This window comes from Enterobacter sp. DVT3837 (assembly GCF_056238685.1).
Genome location: NZ_JBWDLA010000001.1, coordinates 296,422 through 315,477, shown reverse-complemented (window position 1 = coordinate 315,477; position 19,056 = coordinate 296,422). Strand labels below are relative to the sequence as shown.

19 protein-coding genes and 1 tRNA gene are annotated in these 19,056 nt (G+C 52.7%); 9 read left to right on the top strand and 11 right to left on the bottom strand.

The genetic code is table 11. The annotated features are described in order from the left end of the window. Entirely contained in the window at positions 1–495 is a 495-nt protein-coding gene (ppiB, locus tag AC0XWG_RS01515) for a peptidylprolyl isomerase B (RefSeq protein WP_475680315.1), read from the bottom strand. Positions 496–670: 175 nt separating this feature from the next. Here ppiB and cysS point away from each other — a divergent pair, with 175 nt between their 5' ends. Beyond that, positions 671–2,056: a cysteine--tRNA ligase gene (cysS, locus tag AC0XWG_RS01510; RefSeq protein WP_475680314.1), complete on the top strand. Its 1,386-nt coding sequence runs from the start codon at positions 671–673 to the stop codon at positions 2,054–2,056. Between the two features lie 89 nt (positions 2,057–2,145). Here the strand turns inward: cysS and AC0XWG_RS01505 are convergent, their stop codons facing one another. From AC0XWG_RS01505 to folD, 5 genes are all read right to left on the bottom strand, one after another. Further along, positions 2,146–2,673: a metal-dependent hydrolase gene (locus AC0XWG_RS01505; RefSeq protein WP_475680313.1), complete on the bottom strand. Its 528-nt coding sequence runs from the start codon at positions 2,671–2,673 to the stop codon at positions 2,146–2,148. A gap of 73 nt (positions 2,674–2,746) precedes the next feature. Further along, on the bottom strand, positions 2,747–3,763 hold the full coding sequence (gene malI / locus AC0XWG_RS01500) for a Mal regulon transcriptional regulator MalI (RefSeq protein ID WP_049007453.1): 1,017 nt from the start codon (positions 3,761–3,763) through the stop codon (positions 2,747–2,749). Between the two features lie 83 nt (positions 3,764–3,846). Then, positions 3,847–5,346, bottom strand: coding sequence for a PTS transporter subunit EIIC (locus AC0XWG_RS01495; protein WP_128348572.1), 1,500 nt, complete (start codon positions 5,344–5,346; stop codon positions 3,847–3,849). A gap of 233 nt (positions 5,347–5,579) precedes the next feature. Then, positions 5,580–5,792, bottom strand: a complete 213-nt coding sequence (gene ybcJ, locus AC0XWG_RS01490; protein ID WP_023310640.1) for a ribosome-associated protein YbcJ — start codon at positions 5,790–5,792, stop codon at positions 5,580–5,582. Between the two features lies 1 nt (position 5,793). Then, positions 5,794–6,660 carry a bifunctional methylenetetrahydrofolate dehydrogenase/methenyltetrahydrofolate cyclohydrolase FolD gene (gene folD / locus AC0XWG_RS01485; protein WP_008499332.1) on the bottom strand — a complete coding sequence of 289 codons (867 nt, stop codon included), beginning with the start codon at positions 6,658–6,660 and terminating at the stop codon, positions 5,794–5,796. A 309-nt stretch (positions 6,661–6,969) separates the two neighbouring features. On the opposite strand from folD, the gene fimA reads away from it, so the two are divergent. The 6 genes from fimA to sfmF all read left to right on the top strand — a co-directional run bounded on the left by fimA (position 6,970) and on the right by sfmF (position 12,964). Further along, a complete protein-coding gene (fimA, locus tag AC0XWG_RS01480) occupies positions 6,970–7,521 on the top strand; it encodes a type 1 fimbrial major subunit FimA (RefSeq protein WP_028018406.1) in 552 nt (183 codons plus the stop codon). Positions 7,522–7,584: 63 nt separating this feature from the next. Then, positions 7,585–8,130 (top strand): type 1 fimbrial protein subunit FimI, encoded by a 546-nt coding sequence (gene fimI / locus AC0XWG_RS01475; protein ID WP_049007451.1) that lies wholly within the window; start codon positions 7,585–7,587, stop codon positions 8,128–8,130. 34 nt (positions 8,131–8,164) lie between these two features. Beyond that, positions 8,165–8,857, top strand: coding sequence for a type 1 fimbria chaperone FimC (gene fimC, locus AC0XWG_RS01470; RefSeq protein ID WP_475680312.1), 693 nt, complete (start codon positions 8,165–8,167; stop codon positions 8,855–8,857). Positions 8,858–8,871: 14 nt separating this feature from the next. Next, entirely contained in the window at positions 8,872–11,433 is a 2,562-nt protein-coding gene (locus AC0XWG_RS01465; RefSeq protein WP_028018409.1) for a fimbrial biogenesis usher protein, read from the top strand. After that, on the top strand, positions 11,426–12,433 hold the full coding sequence (fimH, locus tag AC0XWG_RS01460) for a type 1 fimbria D-mannose specific adhesin FimH (protein WP_128348569.1): 1,008 nt from the start codon (positions 11,426–11,428) through the stop codon (positions 12,431–12,433). The genes AC0XWG_RS01465 and fimH overlap by 8 nt, the downstream gene beginning before the upstream one ends. Before the next feature lie 9 nt (positions 12,434–12,442). Then, complete coding sequence (sfmF, locus tag AC0XWG_RS01455) at positions 12,443–12,964, top strand: fimbria assembly protein (RefSeq protein ID WP_128348568.1); 522 nt, start codon at positions 12,443–12,445, stop codon at positions 12,962–12,964. Positions 12,965–13,015: 51 nt separating this feature from the next. Here sfmF and fimZ read toward each other — a convergent pair whose 3' ends face one another. From fimZ to AC0XWG_RS01440, 3 genes are all read right to left on the bottom strand, one after another. Further along, positions 13,016–13,648, bottom strand: a complete 633-nt coding sequence (fimZ, locus tag AC0XWG_RS01450) for a fimbria biosynthesis transcriptional regulator FimZ (RefSeq protein WP_049007446.1) — start codon at positions 13,646–13,648, stop codon at positions 13,016–13,018. Positions 13,649–14,448: 800 nt separating this feature from the next. Then, the gene (locus tag AC0XWG_RS01445) at positions 14,449–15,177 is read right to left on the bottom strand and encodes a helix-turn-helix transcriptional regulator (protein WP_108090665.1); all 729 of its coding nucleotides are present in this window, start codon (positions 15,175–15,177) and stop codon (positions 14,449–14,451) included. 24 nt (positions 15,178–15,201) lie between these two features. Next, positions 15,202–15,900: an EAL domain-containing protein gene (locus AC0XWG_RS01440; RefSeq protein ID WP_028018415.1), complete on the bottom strand. Its 699-nt coding sequence runs from the start codon at positions 15,898–15,900 to the stop codon at positions 15,202–15,204. 278 nt (positions 15,901–16,178) lie between these two features. Here AC0XWG_RS01440 and AC0XWG_RS01435 point away from each other — a divergent pair. After that, positions 16,179–16,255 (top strand) — tRNA-Arg (locus tag AC0XWG_RS01435). Positions 16,256–16,419: 164 nt separating this feature from the next. After that, positions 16,420–17,550, top strand: coding sequence for a tyrosine-type recombinase/integrase (locus tag AC0XWG_RS01430; RefSeq protein ID WP_475680311.1), 1,131 nt, complete (start codon positions 16,420–16,422; stop codon positions 17,548–17,550). Here the strand turns inward: AC0XWG_RS01430 and AC0XWG_RS01425 are convergent. After that, positions 17,544–18,241, bottom strand: a protein-coding gene (locus AC0XWG_RS01425) for an IS1 family transposase (RefSeq protein ID WP_223216367.1) whose coding sequence is annotated in 2 segments (ribosomal slippage) — positions 17,544–17,992 and positions 17,992–18,241 — 699 coding nt in all. Because the reading frame shifts where the segments join, the coding sequence is not laid out codon by codon here. The genes AC0XWG_RS01430 and AC0XWG_RS01425 overlap by 7 nt on opposite strands. A 78-nt stretch (positions 18,242–18,319) precedes the next feature. Next, a protein-coding gene (locus AC0XWG_RS01420; protein ID WP_223216367.1) for an IS1 family transposase occupies positions 18,320–19,017 on the bottom strand; the annotation gives its coding sequence in 2 pieces (ribosomal slippage) (positions 18,320–18,768 and positions 18,768–19,017; 699 coding nt in all). Positions 19,018–19,056 lie beyond the last annotated feature (39 nt).

The window sequence follows — 19,056 nt, the reverse complement described above, 5'->3', positions numbered from 1 at the left end:
TTACTCGCTGATGGTCACGCTGGTAATCACTACGTCTTCTTTAGGAACGTCCTGGTGCATGCCGCTGCGGCCAGTAGAGACGGCTTTGATCTTATCAACCACGTCCATACCTTCAACCACTTCTGCGAATACGCAGTAGCCCCAACCCTGCAGGCTTTCGCCAGAGAAGTTCAGGAAGTCGTTGTCGGCCACGTTGATGAAGAACTGGGCAGTAGCAGAGTGAGGCGCCTGAGTACGGGCCATCGCCAGCGTGCCACGGGTGTTTTTCAGACCGTTGTTCGCTTCGTTTTTGATCGCTTCTTTGGTCTCTTTCTGGTGCATGCCAGGTTCAAAACCGCCGCCCTGGATCATAAAGCCGTTGATCACGCGGTGGAAAATGGTGTTGTTGTAGAAACCTTCGCGGCAGTAGTCCAGGAAGTTTTTAACTGTTTCAGGCGCTTTGTCATCAAAGGTTTTGATTACGATATCGCCATGATTAGTGTGGAAAGTAACCATTTTTGCATCCTGTTCCGTTATTGTGGTGCGTCAACCCGTGTTCGGGTCACATATAGGGGCTTGTTATAGCATAACCACAGGACGCGATCACCTTGCATTGTGTGCTGATCCTATTCCGAATTATGGGTATTATAGGGAACAAACAACCCACACACGTGTTTACATGGAATCTTCGATGTTAAAAATCTTTAATACAATGACGCGCCAAAAAGAGGAATTTAAACCTATCCATGCCGGGGAAGTCGGCATGTACGTGTGTGGTATTACGGTTTACGATCTCTGTCATATTGGCCATGGCCGTACCTTTGTCGCCTTCGATGTTGTTTCGCGCTACCTGCGTTTTCTGGGGTACAACCTGAAGTACGTGCGCAACATCACCGACATTGACGACAAAATCATTAAACGCGCTAATGAAAATGGCGAGAGCTTTGTGGCGCTGGTGGATCGCATGATCGTTGAAATGCACAAAGACTTTGATGCATTAAATATTCAGCGCCCGGACAGTGAGCCACGTGCTACCCACCATATTCACGAAATTATTGAAATCACCGAAAAGCTGATCGCACGCGGTCATGCCTACGTTGCGGATAACGGCGACGTGATGTTCTCCGTGCCGACGGACCCAACCTACGGTGCGCTTTCCCGTCAGGATCTGGATCAGCTTCAGGCCGGTGCCCGCGTTGACGTCGTTGACGTGAAGCGCAACCCGATGGACTTCGTGCTGTGGAAGATGTCCAAAGAGGGTGAACCGAGCTGGCCATCTCCGTGGGGCGAAGGGCGTCCTGGCTGGCACATTGAATGTTCGGCGATGAACTGCAAGCAGCTGGGCAACCATTTCGATATTCACGGCGGCGGCTCGGATCTGATGTTCCCGCACCATGAAAACGAAATTGCACAATCTACCTGTGCACATGGCGGCGAGTACGTTAATTACTGGATGCACTCCGGGATGGTGATGGTTGACCGCGAGAAGATGTCTAAATCGCTGGGTAACTTCTTCACCGTGCGTGACGTGCTGAAGTATTACGACGCGGAAACCGTGCGTTACTTCCTGATGTCCGGCCACTATCGCAGCCAGCTGAACTACAGCGAAGAGAACCTGAAGCAGGCGCGCTCGGCGCTGGAGCGTTTGTACACCGCGCTGCGCGGTACCGACAAGTCTGTTCCTGCTGCGGGCGGCGAAGCGTTCGAAGCGCGCTTCATTGAGGTGATGAACGACGACTTCAATACGCCAGAAGCGTACTCCGTGCTGTTCGACATGGCGCGCGAAGTGAACCGCCTGAAGTCAGAGGATATGGCGGCAGCGAATGCGCTGGCGTCCCATCTGCGTAAGCTCTCTTCCGTTCTCGGCCTGCTGGAGCAGGAGCCGGACGTGTTCCTGCAAAGCGGTGCGCAGGCGGACGACGGTGAAGTGGCGGAAATTGAAGCGTTGATCAACGCGCGTCTGGAAGCGCGTCAGGCGAAAGACTGGGCGGCGGCAGATGCGGCGCGTAACCGTCTGACCGAGATGGGCATCATTCTGGAAGATGGCCCGCAGGGAACCACCTGGCGCCGTAAGTAATCTTCCCCTCACCCTAACCCTCTCCCGCAGGGAGAGGGAATGGTCAGGTTTTCTCCCTCTCCCCGTGGGAGAGGGCCGGGGTGAGGGCATCAGCACGCACGTCTTCTCCACCACAGCAACCCCATCAGCACTACTCCCGGCAGCCACACCCACAGCAGTTCTGAAATGATTACCTGATGCCCGTACGGTGTGGTGTAGCGTGACAGCGCGAACGGTGCGACCTTAATCACCTGCCACGGCGCAAAGAAGCGTTCGTCTGACCATGGCCACAGCCAGCCAACCCCTTTTCCACCCGTGGTAATGGAATCCAGCAGGCTGTGCGACAGTAATGACACGGTTAAAAACAGCCAGCACCGGGTCAGGCTGGCTCTGAACCATCGTCGACCGATCAGCACGCAGAGTATCGGCATCACAAAGGCAAACAGCAGGGAGTGAGTAAAGCCGCGATGGCCGAAAACATTGCCGTAGGCAACGCCGAACTTAAACGCCAGCACGTCGGCGTCCGGCAACATCGCGAGGACAATTCCGGTGAACAGCAGACGAGGCGGAATAACTCTGGCTCCCAGGCCTAAACCCAGGCAAAGCGGAACAGCAGCGTGCGTAATAACGGTAGGCATTGACATTATCCATGGCAAATCATGGAAATATAGCGGTAATCTCGCGCTAACAGACCTGTGCTAAATTCTGGTTTTACGCCGATTCGCGTGCGATAAGCTGCCCGGAAAGCGTAATCCGCTGCGTTTGCAAGTCCGGCTCTTTCAGCTTGCGAATAATCAACCCGGCAGCCTGACGCCCCGTCTCTTCACTGGCGGAGGAGACGTAGGTCAATGACGGTGACGTGAGGTTTACGTGCAGCATATCTTCGAAACCGACCAGCGCGACCTGCTGCGTCAGAAACACGTCTTTACCCACCGTACGTCCTACCTGATGAATCGCTGATATAGAGCCGATCATGGCATCAGGCGAGTGGCAGAGCAGGGCGGTGATGGTGTTGTTTTTTTCCAGCAGTTGGCGGGTGGCGAAACCAGCGGCCAGCGTGTCATCACTGCAGGCCGGAGAGTATTCATCGCGCCAGACCAGCCCGTTTTGCGTCATCGCGCTGCGAAAACCGAGCAGACGCTGCTCGCGGATAAGGCAGCCTTCACGCCCGCCAATGTAGGCGATATTGCGATGGCCGCGCTCGATAAGATAACGTACAGCCAGATTTGCCGCCTGACGGTTATCACGCATCACCAGATTGCATTTTTCATCCAGCAACGACTGAGAGACCGCAACCAACGGCAGTGGGCAATGACGAATGTGTTCCGGCAGGGTGGATGTCCGGGTGTCAGAAGCCAGGTAAATCACACCGGCGACACCCTGCTGTTTAAACGACAGCAGGCAGCGCTCAAGATGGTCATAGTCATTCTGCGGCTGGCCGAGAAACACCATATACCCCTGTTTTTCCAGCTCCTGGACGATGCTCGCCATCACCTTGATGGAGAAGCTGTCGCTGAAGTCACGGAGGATAAGACCAATAAGATTGGAGGTGTTGGCGCGAAGGTTGGCGGCGGCGACGTTATGAACATAGCCCAGGGTATTGATGGCAGCGTTGACCTTCTCGATCGTTGCCTCTGAGATTTTCCCTTTCTGGCGCAACACCAGCGAGACGGTTGAGACCGAAACGCCCGCGTGCTTTGCGACATCAATAATGCTGACTTTCTTCAAAACCGCTCCCTGAAATTTGCCGATTATCAGCCAGATAAAACACGTCTCCCAGCGTACAGGAGACGTGTCGTTCAGGCATCTTATTATTTGCCGATCATGGTGGACATGGTCTGGGCGATAAACTGTGCTCTGGCACCGAAAATCACCTGAATACCGTTGTCGCCGACGAAGACCACGCCGCGCGCGCCAAGTCCGTTCAGGCCGTCTTTATCAACTGCCTCGCTTTTTGCCACTTCCAGACGCAGACGGGTGATACAGGCGCCGACGGAGTCGATGTTATGCGCTCCGCCCAGCAGGGTGATGATCTCGGTCGCGAGTTCGGAATCTGACTTCTCATCCGCATTGGCTGTCACTTCAGTGCGGCCCGGCGTTTTCACGTCGAAACGACGGATCACAAAGCGGAACGTGAAGTAATAAATCAGGCCCATTGGAATGCCGATGATAATGGCGTTCAGGAAATTGGTTTTGTAACCGTTAAACGACGGCAGGATCCCGAATGACAGATAGTCGATAAAGCCCGCGGAGAACGACTTGGCGATATGCGCATGCAGCAGATACATGGTCATATAAGCCAGGCCCGCCATGATGGCGTTAAAGACGTACAGAATCGGTGCCACGAAGATAAAGGTAAACTCAACCGGTTCGGTGATCCCCGTCAGGAAGCAGGTCAACGCCGCAGAGAACAGAATACCGGCCGCGATTTTCTTATTCTTCGTATGGGCTTCGTGATACATCGCCAGGCACGCCGCAGGCAGCGCGAACAGCATCAGCGGGAATTCACCCTGCATGAACTTACCGGCGTTCTGGTAGGTGTCGCTGCTGAAGGATTTGACCCCTTCTTCCAGCATCTTGAACCAGATGGTTTGGTCGCCGTGGATCACCTGGCCTGCCTGGGTGGTGTAATCCCCAAACGAATACCAGAAAGACGGGTACCAGATATGGTGCAGTCCGAGCGGGATCAGCGCGCGCTCCACCAGACCGAAGATAAAGGTCGACGCCGCCTGATTATCGCCGTTAACGATCACGGAGAGCGCGTCGATACCGGCCTGGATATGTTGCCAGATGTAGGGCAGCAGTAGCCCCATCAGGAACGAGAGGAACGCCGTTGCAATTGCCACGAAGCGCTTACCGGAGAAGAAGCCCAGGAACTCCGGGAGCTGCATGGTGTGGAAGCGGTTATAGCACCAGGCCGCGAGAATACCGCAGATCAGGCCGCCGAAGACGCCCATTTGCAGCGTCGGGATGCCGACCACCATGGCGTATTTCCCGCCCTGAGAGGCCATTTCCGGCGTGATGCTCAGCACGGTGCTAATGGTGATATTCGTGACAAATACCGATACCGCCGCAGACAGCGCAGCAATACCGGATTCAGACGCCAGACCGACGGCAGAGCCAATGGCGAACAGCATCGGCAGGTTATCAAAAATAACCCCGCCTGCGTTCATCATCAGCGGCAGGTGGAACTTATCGCCGAAGGCCAGCAACAGGCCCGCAGCGGGAAGCAGTGAAATTGGCAGCATCAAGGCGCGACCAATCATAGACAACTTAGACAGCGATTTAACAAACCCTGATATCAGACTCATGCTGATTTCCCCCGAGTAGCGCTTTTTTTAGCGCTGTTATTGTAAGTAGAACGTTTTAGTAGAACGTTCTACTTATCGTGGGCAAAGTGTGAAAAACGCGCAACTGAATTTTCACTATTCAACAGAGGAAATAGTGATTATTTGAAGTTGATCGATAAATAACCGTGATGGATGTGAGGGGATTTTTAACCCTCTCCTGCTGGGAGAGGGTTGGGGTGAGGGCGTCAAATGGCTCAGGCCGTAACGGTCACGCTCTGTCCTTCAAAGCTCACGGTCTGTCCCGCGACAATCTTGCAGCGCTTACGCGTTTCCACCACGCCGTCGACTTTTACTCGCCCGTCGGCGATCACGATTTTCGCCTGCGCGCCGCTTTCGCTCCAGCCTTCCAGCTTCAGCAGATCGCACAGCTCAACGTGTGGGTGTTTTCCTAATGAAAATGTCGCCATCTTACGCGTCCTCTACATCATGGTACTCTTCGCATGCCTGCAAAGTATTCTGAATCAATGTGGCAACCGTCATCGGGCCTACGCCGCCCGGTACTGGGGTGATGTAAGAGGCACGTGCCGCAGCATCTTCATACACTACGTCACCGACGACTTTGCCGTTTTCCAGACGGTTAATTCCGACGTCCACGACAATCGCACCCTCTTTAATCCATTCACCTGGAATAAAGCCCGGTTTCCCGACGGCAACGATCAGCAGATCGGCGTTCTCTACGTGGTGACGCAGATTTTTGGTGAAACGGTGGGTGACGGTAGTGGTGCAGCCGGCCAGCAGCAGTTCCATGCTCATCGGGCGGCCCACAATGTTGGAGGCACCAATGACCACGGCGTTCAGACCGTAGGTGTCAATGTTATAACGCTCCAGCAGCGTCACGATACCGCGTGGCGTACATGGACGCAGACGCGGTGCACGCTGGCACAGGCGGCCAACGTTGTACGGATGGAAACCGTCAACGTCTTTATCCGGTGCGATACGCTCCAGCACTTTCACGTTGTCGATGCCTGCTGGCAGCGGCAACTGAACCAGAATTCCGTCGATCTCTTTATCGGCATTCAGAGTGTCAATAAGTTCCAGCAGTTCTGCTTCGCTGGTGGTTTCTGGCAAATCGTAAGAGCGGGAGACGAAGCCCACCTCTTCACACGCTTTGCGTTTGCTGCCGACATAAATCTGTGATGCCGGGTTGCTGCCAACCAGCACAACGGCCAGCCCAGGGGCGCGTTTTCCGGCAGCTTTACGCGCCTTCACTTTTTCCGCAACCTCAGAGCGCACCTGCTGCGCAATCGTTTTACCGTCAATAATTTTTGCTGCCATCAGAAAGAGGATTCCGTCTGTAACGTTTGAAAGGGGGATTGCCTGTATTTTGTCAGAAGCGAGCGCCGCTGTCAGTCACCCTTTGCGAGTTTTCATCAGTAGGGCGTAAAAACCCTTCCAGATGGATGGTCAATTTCTTAGGCGGGATTAGGATGTGACCTGGAGAAATGGCAGCGTTTTGACATATTTAAAAACTGCGTCCTGAGCTACTTTGTCTCCTCCGAAATAAGCTTTCAATTCAACAATTGAACATATTTCTTATTCCCGATTATTAGCGGGAAGGGTTATTTACATTTTAAAGGAATAGACATGAAACTCAGCAACATTGCTTCTTCTGTTATTGCAACTCTGGCCCTGGTCGCGGGTGCCGCTCATGCAGATCCGGTTTCCGTAAATGGCGGTACTGTGCATTTTAAAGGTGAACTGGTTAATGCTGCATGTTCAGTAAATACCGATTCTTCCGAGCAGACTGTTAATCTCGGTCAGTACCGTACCGCGAAATTCACTAAAGTGGGCGACACTACCTCTAACATCCCATTCAACATTGAACTGAACGATTGCGATCCACTGGTAGCAAAAACCGCTGCTGTTGCGTTCACCGGTCAGATTGATGCAACTGACAAAACCCTGCTGGCAGTGACTTCCGGTAACAATGACAACACCGCGAAAGGCGTGGGTATCGAGATCCTCGACAGTAAATCCAGCGTTCTGACCCCAGACGGTGCAACCTTCTCTGCTGCGCAGAACCTGATCGAAGGAACGAACACCCTGCAATTCACCGCGCGTTATAAATCAACGGCTGCGACCACCGAGCCAGGCCAGGCAAACGCTGACGCCACCTTCGTTATGAAATACGAATAATTCGTACAGGGATGTCCAGGCCTCAGGGACGAGGCCGTCATACGCTAATGCCAGGAACGAAGGATGACAAAAACGGGAGCACTACTGCTTTTAACCCTTGCGATGGCTAACCAGGCATCGGCACATACTGTGGTGATCGAAGGCGGGAAAGTTCACCTCCGAGGTGAGCTGGTGAACGGCGGCTGCGCCGTGGCGCCCGACAGCCAGAATATGCGCATCGACATGGGACAGTATCGAACCAATTCATTTGCCGGGGTGGGCAGTTTTTCCACGGTGAATGTGCCCTTCACCGTGCGGCTACTGGATTGCAGCGTTGATGTCTCGCGCACCGTGGGGATCCAGTTTCAGGGCGTCACACCCGCAGAAGATCCGCAGGTTTTTCTGGCGACATCGCGGCCAGGTGAAACACCTGTCAGCAGCGGTGTGGGGCTGGCGCTCTTTGACGAACAACAACGTCAGATTATCCCAAATGCCACTGCCGTCAGCTGGTTGCCGGTAAATACCAGTGAACTCGCGTTTCATTTTAGCGCCCGCTATCGGGCTATTTCCGAACATCTCATGCCAGGCAATATTCAGTCGGATGTCTGGTTTACGTTGATTTATCCATAACACCTGCGAACACATTATTAAAGGTACGGTTGTGATGAATACCCGAATTAAACCAGGACTTTTTTTATCGTTTATTTTGATGATGGTTTCTGCTTGCGCGAATGCTTCCGGCGGTATTGCGCTGGGGGCCACGCGCGTTATTTATCCGGCAGATGCGAAGCAAACGTCGCTGGCGATCACTAACAGCAACAAACAAGAACGCTATTTAATCAACGCGTGGATCGAAAATGCGAACGGGCAAAAAGAAAAAACCTTTGCCGTCACACCGCCCCTGTTTGTGAGTGAGCCAAACAGCGAAAACACGCTGCGTATTATTTACGCCGGACCGACGCTGCCCGCCGACCGCGAATCGCTCTTTTACATGAACGTGAAAGCGATCCCGTCAGTGAACAAGGAGAAAACGGAAAACAATAACGTGCTGCAGCTGGCGATCCTTTCGCGTATCAAACTGTTTGTACGCCCGAACAATCTGGCGATGCAGCCGGAAGAGGCGCTCTCCCAGCTGCGTTTTGAGCGTACTGGCAACCACCTCAAAGTCAGCAACGCGTCTCCGTATTACATCACCCTGGTCAACATGAAGCTGGGTGGTAAGACGCTGGATAACCTGATGGTTGCGCCTAAAAACTCGGCACAGCAGGTACTGCCAGCCGGTGCGAGAGGCACGCTCTCCTGGCAGAGCGTGAATGACTACGGTGCCATTACACCGGCGCGTAGCGTCAACCTGTGAGCAGAGTCAGGGCGATGAAAAATCATCTGGGACGTTACTGCCCGGTTGCACTGGCGCTGATGGCCGCGCTCTGGCCGCAGGCTGGCTGGAGCGAAAGCTACTTCAACCCGGCCTTCTTGTCCGACGATACCGCCAGCGTGGCGGATTTGTCGCGTTTTGAACAAGGTCACCAGCAGGCACCCGGCGTTTATCGTGTGGATATCTGGCGTAACGATGAGTTTATCGGCACCCAGGACGTGCGTTTTGAGCAAGCCGAAAACACCCCGCCAGTGGCGGGCGGTTTATCGCCGTGCATCACGCGCGCGATGCTCGATCGCTTTGGTGTTAATGTTGCGGCATTTCCTGAACTGGCAAATGTACAGGGCGATACCTGCGTTCCGCTGACCACGGCCATTCCTGGTAGTGAGACGACATTTAACTTTGCCTCTCAGCGTCTGAACGTCAGCCTGCCGCAGGTGGCGTTGCAGAACAGCGCCCGTGGCTACATTCCGCCTGAACAATGGGATGAAGGCATTCCCGCCGCACTGTTGAACTACAGTTTCACCGGTAACCGGGGCAGCGAAGACGACAGTTATTATCTGAACCTGCAGAGCGGGTTGAACTATGGCGCCTGGCGTTTACGTAACAATGGTGCATGGCGTTACACGCAGAATAACGGGCAGCGACACAGCGAGTGGCAGAATATCGGTACCTGGGCGCAACGCACCGTTATTCCGCTTAAAAGTGAACTGGTGCTGGGTGACAGTAATACCGGCAATGATGTCTTCGACAGCGTCGGTTTTCGCGGTGGGCGGCTCTTTTCATCTGACAGCATGTACCCTGACAGCCTGCAGGGCTATGCCCCAACCGTACGCGGAATTGCCAGGACGCCCGCCAAAGTCGTGGTTCGTCAGAACGGCTATGTTATCTATCAAAGCTATGTCCAGCCCGGCGCGTTCGCCATTACCGATCTCAACCCGACCTCCTCAAGCGGTGACCTGGAAGTGACGGTCGAAGAGAAAGACGGTACCCAGCAGCGCTATACCGTGCCGTACTCCACCGTACCGCTCCTGCAGCGTGAAGGGCGCTGGAAATACGATCTTGTTGCCGGGGATTACCGCAGCGGTAACAGCGATCAGGATACGCCATTCTTTACTCAGGGAACCCTGATTACCGGTCTTGCCAATGGTTACACGCTGTACGGTGGTACCCAACTGGCATCTCGTTATACCGCGGTGGCTATCGGGGCCGGAAAAAACCTCGGTGACTGGGGCGCGGTCTCGCTCGATATTACCCACGCCCGCAGCCAGCTCGCGGACGACAGCAAACATGAAGGACAGTCTCTGCGCTTCCTCTATGCGAAATCACTCAACGGCTTCGGCACCAACTTCCAGCTGCTGGGTTACCGCTACTCCACAAAAGGGTTTTACACCCTGGACGATGTGGCCTGGCGCTCAATGGAAGGTTATCAGTATGCGGATAACCAGGATGATAACAGCGTCCCGGACGTGCAGAGTTATCACAACCTGACGTGGAATAAAAAAGGGCGTTTCCAGCTCAATGTGTCTCAGTCGCTGGGGGATTATGGATCGGTATATATCTCCGGCAGCGAGCAGAGCTACTGGGGAACCGACGAGACAAACCTCTGGTATCAGCTGGGGTATGCGGGGGGCGTGAAGGGGATCAACTACTCCGTTTCCTGGTCGTGGAACAAATCCGTCGGGATAGAAGGTACCGACCGGATCGCGTCGTTTAACGTCTCCGTGCCGTTTAGCCTCTTTACCCGTCAGGGATATCGCCGTGACAGCGCGATAGACCGCGCCTATGCCACGGCATCCGCCAGCCGAAACAGCGATGGCGATACAAGCTGGCAAACCGGCGTCAGCGGTACGCTGCTGGAGGATCGCAACCTGAACTACAGCGTGACCCAGGGACACACCAGCAATAATGGCTCAAGCGGTAGCGCCAGTGCCAACTGGCAGGCGACTTACGGCACGTTGGCCGCGGGTTATAACTACTCACGCGATCAGCACGATCTCAACTGGCAGCTCTCCGGGGGCGTGGTCGGTCATGCCGACGGGGTGACCTTCAGTCAGCCGCTGGGCGACACCAACGTGCTGATCAAAGCGCCGGGAGCATCGGGCGTCAGTGTGGAAAACCAGACCGGCGTGAAAACCGACTGGCGAGGCTACGCGGTTATGCCGTATGCCACCGTCTATCGCTACAACCGCGTGGCGCTGGATACCAACACCATGAGCAACAACACCGATATCGAAAACAACGTGAGCAGCGTGGTGCCAACCAAAGGCGCGCTGGTTCGCGCCAGCTTTGATACACGTATTGGTGTGCGAGCCCTGCTGACGGTGACACGCGGTAACCAGCCCGTGCCGTTCGGTGCCGTGGTGCGCGAAACCCAGAGTGGCGTCACAAGCATGGTGGGGGATGACGGGCAGATCTACCTGAGTGGGCTGCCGCTGGAAGGGGAACTGCTTATCCAGTGGGGCAACGGGGCGCAGTCCCAGTGCCGTGCACCTTACAGCTTGCCTGAACAGAGCCTGCAACAAGCGATCACACTTAAGGGGATCAGCTGTGATTAAAACCCAAATCTTTGCCCTGTCGCTTCTGGCGTTACTGCCCGCGACAAACGCATTAGCGACCGTGTGCGTCAATGAAAAAGGTGTACCGACGGAAGTGCATTACGACCTGACGGATAAATTTAATAGTTCGAATAACCAGATCGGGCAGGTCGTGACGCTCAGCGAGAAATCGCAGTGGGTAGGGGTGAATGCCGTCTGCCCAAAGGGCACAACCGGTAATACCACCAAACGCAGCTATGTGACAGATTACCCGATCACCGGGACCAGCGATGGTTACCAGTATCTGAAGCTTAATGACTATCTTGACGGGGCGATGAAAATCACGGACAGCTTTGCTGGCGCGTTTTATCCACCCAAAAACTATATCCAGATGGGGAGTCATCCGAACGTTTCAAAAAACAAACCGTTTGGTGTTCAGGATTCCAGCCTTATTTTCCGCCTTAAAGTGACGCGACGCTTTATCAATATGGTGGTGATCCCACGTGCCACCATGTTCCGTGTTTACGTCACCACCACGTCCTCCGATCCGTTAACCACGCCGGTCTACACCATCAGCTACAGCGGAACTATTCAGGTGCCGCAGAGCTGCGCCATCAATGCCGGTAATGTGGTTGAGTTTGATTTCGGCGACATTGGCGCCTCTTTGTTCAGCAAAGCGGGCGTGGGTAACAAGCCGGAGGGCGTCTCATCGCAAAGCAAAACCATCGCGATTAAATGCACCAACGTGGAGGCGAACGCCATGCTGACGATGCGTGTCGAGGCTGAAAAGGTCTCCGATAATGTACTGGTGTCCGATAACCCGGATGTAGGATTCATCATTGCCAACGAGAGCGGTGCGCCGCTCACGCCCAACAACCTGACGAGTAAAATTCCGTTCCGTCTCGACGACAGTGCGCAGGCGCAGGTGGGGATCCGGGTCTGGCCGGTGAGCGTGACGGGCAACAAGCCAGCGGAAGGGCGCTTTACCTCGCGCGGATATTTGCGTGTGGATTACGACTAAGGAGCCGATATGCGAAACGGGATCCGTTTTATCACCGTGGCGCTCTTTGCGCTTTGCACACAAGCTCAGGCGGAAACCGCGTTGGGCGAAATTAACATTCGACTCTACGGCAATATTGTCGATTTCACCTGTGTAGCAGAGGGGAGCGATAGCGACAAAACCGTCACGTTGGGCACCTGGCCGACTAAACAGCTGAGCTCCACCGGGAGCCGCACGCAGCCCATGCCGTTTACGCTGAAGCTGACTGGCTGTCCGCCGGGCGCTGCGTCGATCACGTTTTCAGGCAAAGCTGACGGAAGTAATAACGGGTTGCTGGCGTTGAATGACGCAAGTACAGCAAGTCATGTCGCCGTTGAGATCAGGGATGCGGATAAAACGCGCCTGCCGCTTCAACAGGCCAGCCAGCCAGTCACGGTTGATGCACAGGGGAATGCAATTCTGTCGTTTTATGCCAATTATATTGCCACTGCCGAAAACCCTCAGCCCGGACAGGCTGACGCTGATGCCACTTTCATGATTAACTATAATTAGCACTGACCGCACTCCCTGCAGCTCAGATAAGCTGCAGGGAGTGAATTCAGGTTATAGCAGTTCGTGCGCTTTGGCGTAATCAATTAATTCCACGATACTTTGCACGCCCAGCTTGGAATAAATGTTGGATTTGTGCGCACTAATGGTTTTGTTACTCAATAGTAGCTGTTCAGCTATTTCCTTATTGGATAATCCATTCGCCAGATAACGTAATACCGTGACTTCACGATTCGATAATGGCATATCCACTGCGATCCCTTTCCCTGAACCCTGGTGATTTATAAAATTCAGCGTTTCCGACGGGAAAAAAGAATAGCCCATCAGGATCATATCTACGGCATTGTAGATCTCACCCAGGTCTTTTCGTTTACTGACAAAGCCATTTGCCCCGGCTCGAATGGCACGGCCTGAGTAAAACAACTCTGATTTCGACGAGAGGAACAGAATCTTAATGTTTTTATTTAAGTTTCTGATTCTCTTTAGTAAAGCGAAAGCATCTGTACTGGTGAGTTCGATGTCAAGGATCACCATATCAATAGGGTGATTACGGATACAGTCAAGGACTTCATGGCTGTCGCCAGACTTGAGCTTGACGGTGATGTTTTTATTTTTCTGTAGCAGGACTTCTATCGACATTCTGACAATAGGGTGTTCGTCCATAATGATAACGGATGCCGGTTTCATTTTTAATGCCTCAGATTGTTAAAAGCGTTATGTAGAGTTTTGTAAAACTCACGAAATGCCGGAAGGATATAATGTGCAGATCCCTATACCGAAGTATTTCCCTGGAAAGAGCGAAAGCATCCTTGTTTACGTAATGAAAAGAACTATGCCTCAGCGCGGTCATCTCATTTGGCTGGTGTTGGCAAAAAGGTTTTTCTTATTCAGATTTGGTACGCATCTTATTATACAGGGTAAGTTTTTTCCGAAAACCCTGTAAATTAATATCCGCGTGTTGGTTTGTATTATCTTCTGGATCTGAATAGCTAATTTTTTAAAATTAGCGGAAATGTCCTGGTATCTCATTTACCGCATATTTTCGTCTTTATGTAATAACAAAAAATAACAGATATCTCTGTATGTTGATTAATTGTTAACAAAATTACGCCTTTTTTAAAGGGGCGAACCCGCTGTGGAGAGGTTAAAAATTACCCTCACAGGCCGTCAGACCTTCATCTGAAAGTTCTTACGTTGACTTGGATAACGGTGTCTGCTGTACAGGAGAACATGCTGACCGCTTCGCTTTTTACTCCTGGAAGGTGTCACCAAGCTGCTTGTTTTTACATCATTATCATCTTATTAACGCCTTCTGCATTCACTTAACGGATGGAGGAAAGTTCTGCTGTTTCGTCAATTTGTGGTATTTCACAAGGTTCACGCCCATAAATTAGGAATAGTTATAATTTCGATTTTATTGTTAAGAATTAACATTCTTGCAACGTAAGTGGTAAGTAAATTCCTAAACCGCTTTAGGAAATAAGGGGTTAGGATGTGAGTGAAAACGTGCAGTCTGAGAGGTTATTAAGAAGATGCAGTAATTCCTGGCGATGGCTTAGCCCGAGTTTCAGCAGGATGCAGCTAAGACGATAGATAATGCGGCTATAGGGACGATTCTGCATATGGGCAATCTGACGTAATGTCTTGCCCCGGGAAAGTTCCTGCAGGATGGGCCATTCATTGCGCGAGAACCAGTCTTTCCCGGTACCCTGCGGGGGGCGGGTATCCAGCAGGCTGTGCTGGAGCGCAGTGGCGTTCAGCTGACGTTCGAGCACATGAAAGGGACCTGCCGCTTTGCAGAAGAGGCGGGTGTCATAATTATCGGCCCGGACCAACAGCCAGGGCGTAAGGAAAGGAGGAAACAGGCTATGCCGTCTCAACTGATCCAGTTTCTCCAGAAGCCCCGTGGACCGGCTTTCAATATCCACGACCAGACGGGCTGATGGCCACTGCGACTGAGCGACAAGGGCATCGTCCAGCGTGGCGTAGTCGCAGCAACTGCTCAGGGGAAACTGCCCGTTGAGAAAACCGGTGCGCAGGAAGTGATCCTCCGTCACCAGAAGGATAAACGGGGCGTCTGTTTTGCGGGGCTGGCTGATGGACTGGCTCAAAAATTCGAGTCGGTCGAAAAAGGGGGGAGCAAAAGGCGAGTGCGTAAATCCCAATGCATCACTTCCTGTACGCCGCCGCCTGTAACGGCGCACTGTCATTCGCATGGTCTCCCTCCTGGAAATGGCTTTTTAATCCTCCGGCCATGTCCAGGACGGCCAGTAATACCCCTGGCCGAGATCTGCGCCCGCCTGCAGTGCCCAGGTGTGATCGCGCTCAGTTTCAATCCCTTCGATAAGCACTTTCCCGGCAAGCTGAAAGCAAAGTGAAACCAGTTGCCTCAGCGCAGGGGTGGCGCGTAAGCGCCAGAAAGCTTCTTTATCAATCTTGATGCCGCTTAACGGTAGGCGACAGGATATAAACGACGATATTAATACTTCATCAATATCATCCAGCCAGATGCTGTGCCCCTGCCTTCTGAGTTGCTGCAGGTTCTGAATGACGCTCTGTTTCTGTGCAACAGACAGCGCCAAAAAAGCCGCGAGATCGACGATCTCAATATTCAGCGGAGCCCCACTCAGCCGGATAAGTCGCTGAAAAGATTCTGACTCTGTCAGGACGGTTATCGGCAGATTAATAAAAAGGTTATGACAGTGCGGTGTATTTTTTAACGCGACAAGCTGCGCTTCAAGCAGGGTTATCGACTCTTCTGCGGACTGACGATGGAAAAACGCCTCACTGTGCCGCGTTTCGGACATGATGCTAAGCACCTCAGCGCCAATCTGACGCAAAGAGGTGAGGGCGACAATGGGCTCAAGTTTAATGCCGACGATGTCCTGAGAAAGGGTCTGTAGCTGGGGGGGCGTATAGATCAGGTTTTGCGCTGTCACTCCATTGTCCTGTTGTCTGTCAGCCTCCGGGCGGCCGGGATACCTCTTACTAGTGTGACGAGGTGACGTTCAGGAAAACAGCAGGCGTTACTTAAATGCCACTAAGCCTTTTCGCAGCGCATAATTTTACGGTGAAACTGATGATAATGTTGAAAAAACAGGCGTATTTACAACCGGCCAGGCGTAATTGGACATGAAAACGGAAAAGGCATTGACTCACCTGACATTGACCGTATAATTCTTCGCGTTTCACCACCGCGAAGTTCACTCTTCTCAGTGCGCCCTTAGCTCAGTTGGATAGAGCAACGGCCTTCTAAGCCGTAGGTCGTAGGTTCGAATCCTACAGGGCGTGCCATTATCACTTCTACTAACGTCTCTCAAAGTCTACTCAATCCAGTAATACCAAGCCACTCAGCTAAATCTAGCTCTCCCTGCGTCTACTAAATTGTATTGAAATCCACACCAAAGTGGGGGTACATTCGGGGGTATATGCAGGTTCAATGGAAAGAGATACCCCCAATGAAGTTAACGGCACGCCAGATAAGCACAGCTAAGCCTCAGGACAAGCCCTACAAACTGGCGGATGGCGGTGGCCTGTATCTGCTTGTTAACCCCAATGGTTCCCGATACTGGCGACTGAAGTACCGCCTCGCAGGAAAAGAAAAGCTCCTGTCTATTGGCGTTTTCCCTGATGTAACCCTCGCTGAGGCAAGAGATAAGCGAAATGAAGCGAAGAGATTACTCGCTAATGGTGAAGATCCGTCTGAGGTAAAGCAGGCGGAGAAGCAAGCCAGAATTCTCGCGGTGAATAACAGCTTTGAGTCTCTTGCACTTGAATGGCATGAACATAAGAAACCGAATTGGTCTTCCGGTTATGCTGACGACATTCTCGAATATCTGCGAAAAGATATTTTTCCTTATATCGGTAGAAAAGCTATTACCGATATCAAACCAATGGACATGCTTTCTGTTCTGAAGAAGATGGAGGAACGCGGTGTCCTGGATAAGCTCAAGAAAACGAGACAGGCTTGCCGCCAGATATTCACTTATGCTGTCATCACCGGCAGGGCCGAGTACAATCCAGTCACTGATTTGGCAGGAGCTCTGAAATCCCCCAAACAGCAACATTTTCCTCATCTCTCACCAGCTCAACTTGGACCCTTCAGACAAGCTGTCGACGCATATAGCGGTAGTAAAATTACCCGCATCGCGACATTACTACTCATGTACCTCAGTGTCCGAACCATCGAACTTCGTGCTGCTGAATGGCATGAATTTGATCTGAGCAAAGATCTCTGGTTAATCCCAAAAGAGCGCATGAAGATGCGCCGACCACACCTCGTTCCTATTCCGAGACAAGCCAAGGAGCTGTTACTCGAACTCAAAGAGATTACCGGTAGAGGAAAGTATGTTTTCCCGGGGCGTAATGACGCAGGGAAGCCGATGAGCGAAGCCAGCATTAACCAAGTGATTAAACGTATCGGCTATGCCGGTCAAGCTACAGGCCATGGCTTCAGGCACACCATGAGCACTGTGTTACATGAACAGGGATTCAATTCTGCCTGGATAGAGGCACAACTGGCACATTCTGACAGAAACACGATACGTGGTACCTACAATCATGCTCAGGTAATGACTCCAACTTACTGATAGTGTTTTATGTTCAGATAATGCCCGATGACCTTGTCATGCAGCTCCACCGATTTTGAGAACGACAGTGACTTCCGTCCCAGCCTTGCCAGATGTTGTCTCAGATTCAGGTTATGCCGCTCAATTCGCTGAGTGTAACGCTTGCTGATTACGTGCAGCTTTCCCTTCAGGCGGGATTCATACAGCGGCCAGCCATCCGTCATCCATACCACGACCTCAAAGGCCGACAGCAGGCTCAGAAGACGCTCCAGTGTGGCCAGAGTGCGTTCACCGAAGACGTGCGCCACAACCGTCCTCCGTATCCTGTCATACGCGTAAAACAGCCAGCGCTGACGTGATTTAGCACCGACGTAGCCCCACTGTTCGTCCATTTCCGCGCAGACGATGACGTCACTGCCCGGCTGTATGCGCGAGGTTACCGACTGCGGCCTGAGTTTTTTAAGTGACGTAAAATCGTGTTGAGGCCAACGCCCATAATGCGGGCGGTTGCCCGGCATCCAACACCATTCATGGCCATATCAATGATTTTCTGGTGCGTACCGGGTTGAGAAGCGGTGTAAGTGAACTGCAGTTGCCATGTTTTACGGCAGTGAGAGCAGAGATAGCGCTGATGTCCGGCAGTACTTTTACCGTTACGCACCACGCCTTCAGTAGCTGAGCAGGAGGGACAACTGATGGAGATGGAAGCCACGGGAGCACCTCAAAAACACCATCGTACACTAAATCAGTAAGTTGGCACCATTACCGGCTCGGAGGTAATGACTCCAACTTACTGATAGTGTTTTATGTTCAGATAATGCCCGATGACCTTGTCATGCAGCTCCACCGATTTTGAGAACGACAGTGACTTCCGTCCCAGCCTTGCCAGATGTTGTCTCAGATTCAGGTTATGCCGCTCAATTCGCTGAGTGTAACGCTTGCTGATTACGTGCAGCTTTCCCTTCAGGCGGGATTCATACAGCGGCCAGCCATCCGTCATCCATACCACGACCTCAAAGGCCGACAGCAGGCTCAGAAGACGCTCCAGTGTGGCCAGAGTGCGTTCACCGAAGACGTGCGCCACAACCGTCCTCCGTATCCTGTCATACGCGTAAAACAGCCAGCGCTGACGTGATTTAGCACCGACGTAGCCCCACTGTTCGTCCATTTCCGCGCAGACGATGACGTCACTGCCCGGCTGTATGCGCGAGGTTACCGACTGCGGCCTGAGTTTTTTAAGTGACGTAAAATCGTGTTGAGGCCAACGCCCATAATGCGGGCGGTTGCCCGGCATCCAACACCATTCATGGCCATATCAATGATTTTCTGGTGCGTACCGGGTTGAGAAGCGGTGTAAGTGAACTGCAGTTGCCATGTTTTACGGCAGTGAGAGCAGAGATAGCGCTGATGTCCGGCAGTACTTTTACCGTTACGCACCACGCCTTCAGTAGCTGAGCAGGAGGGACAACTGATGGAGATGGAAGCCACGGGAGCACCTCAAAAACACCATCGTACACTAAATCAGTA

What these genes read in the sequence shown, in the direction of transcription:
- fimA (WP_028018406.1), top strand. Translation starts at nt 6,970, where the DNA reads ATGAAACTCAGCAACATTGCTTCTTCTGTTATTGCAACTCTGGCCCTG.
- AC0XWG_RS01495 (WP_128348572.1), bottom strand. Translation starts at nt 5,346, where the DNA reads ATGAGTCTGATATCAGGGTTTGTTAAATCGCTGTCTAAGTTGTCTATG.
- AC0XWG_RS01445 (WP_108090665.1), bottom strand. Translation starts at nt 15,177, where the DNA reads ATGCGAATGACAGTGCGCCGTTACAGGCGGCGGCGTACAGGAAGTGAT.
- fimI (WP_049007451.1), top strand. Translation starts at nt 7,585, where the DNA reads ATGACAAAAACGGGAGCACTACTGCTTTTAACCCTTGCGATGGCTAAC.
- ybcJ (WP_023310640.1), bottom strand. Translation starts at nt 5,792, where the DNA reads ATGGCGACATTTTCATTAGGAAAACACCCACACGTTGAGCTGTGCGAT.
- cysS (WP_475680314.1), top strand. Translation starts at nt 671, where the DNA reads ATGTTAAAAATCTTTAATACAATGACGCGCCAAAAAGAGGAATTTAAA.
- fimZ (WP_049007446.1), bottom strand. Translation starts at nt 13,648, where the DNA reads ATGAAACCGGCATCCGTTATCATTATGGACGAACACCCTATTGTCAGA.
- folD (WP_008499332.1), bottom strand. Translation starts at nt 6,660, where the DNA reads ATGGCAGCAAAAATTATTGACGGTAAAACGATTGCGCAGCAGGTGCGC.
- AC0XWG_RS01465 (WP_028018409.1), top strand. Translation starts at nt 8,872, where the DNA reads ATGAAAAATCATCTGGGACGTTACTGCCCGGTTGCACTGGCGCTGATG.
- ppiB (WP_475680315.1), bottom strand. Translation starts at nt 495, where the DNA reads ATGGTTACTTTCCACACTAATCATGGCGATATCGTAATCAAAACCTTT.
- AC0XWG_RS01505 (WP_475680313.1), bottom strand. Translation starts at nt 2,673, where the DNA reads ATGCCTACCGTTATTACGCACGCTGCTGTTCCGCTTTGCCTGGGTTTA.
- AC0XWG_RS01430 (WP_475680311.1), top strand. Translation starts at nt 16,420, where the DNA reads ATGAAGTTAACGGCACGCCAGATAAGCACAGCTAAGCCTCAGGACAAG.
- fimC (WP_475680312.1), top strand. Translation starts at nt 8,165, where the DNA reads ATGAATACCCGAATTAAACCAGGACTTTTTTTATCGTTTATTTTGATG.
- sfmF (WP_128348568.1), top strand. Translation starts at nt 12,443, where the DNA reads ATGCGAAACGGGATCCGTTTTATCACCGTGGCGCTCTTTGCGCTTTGC.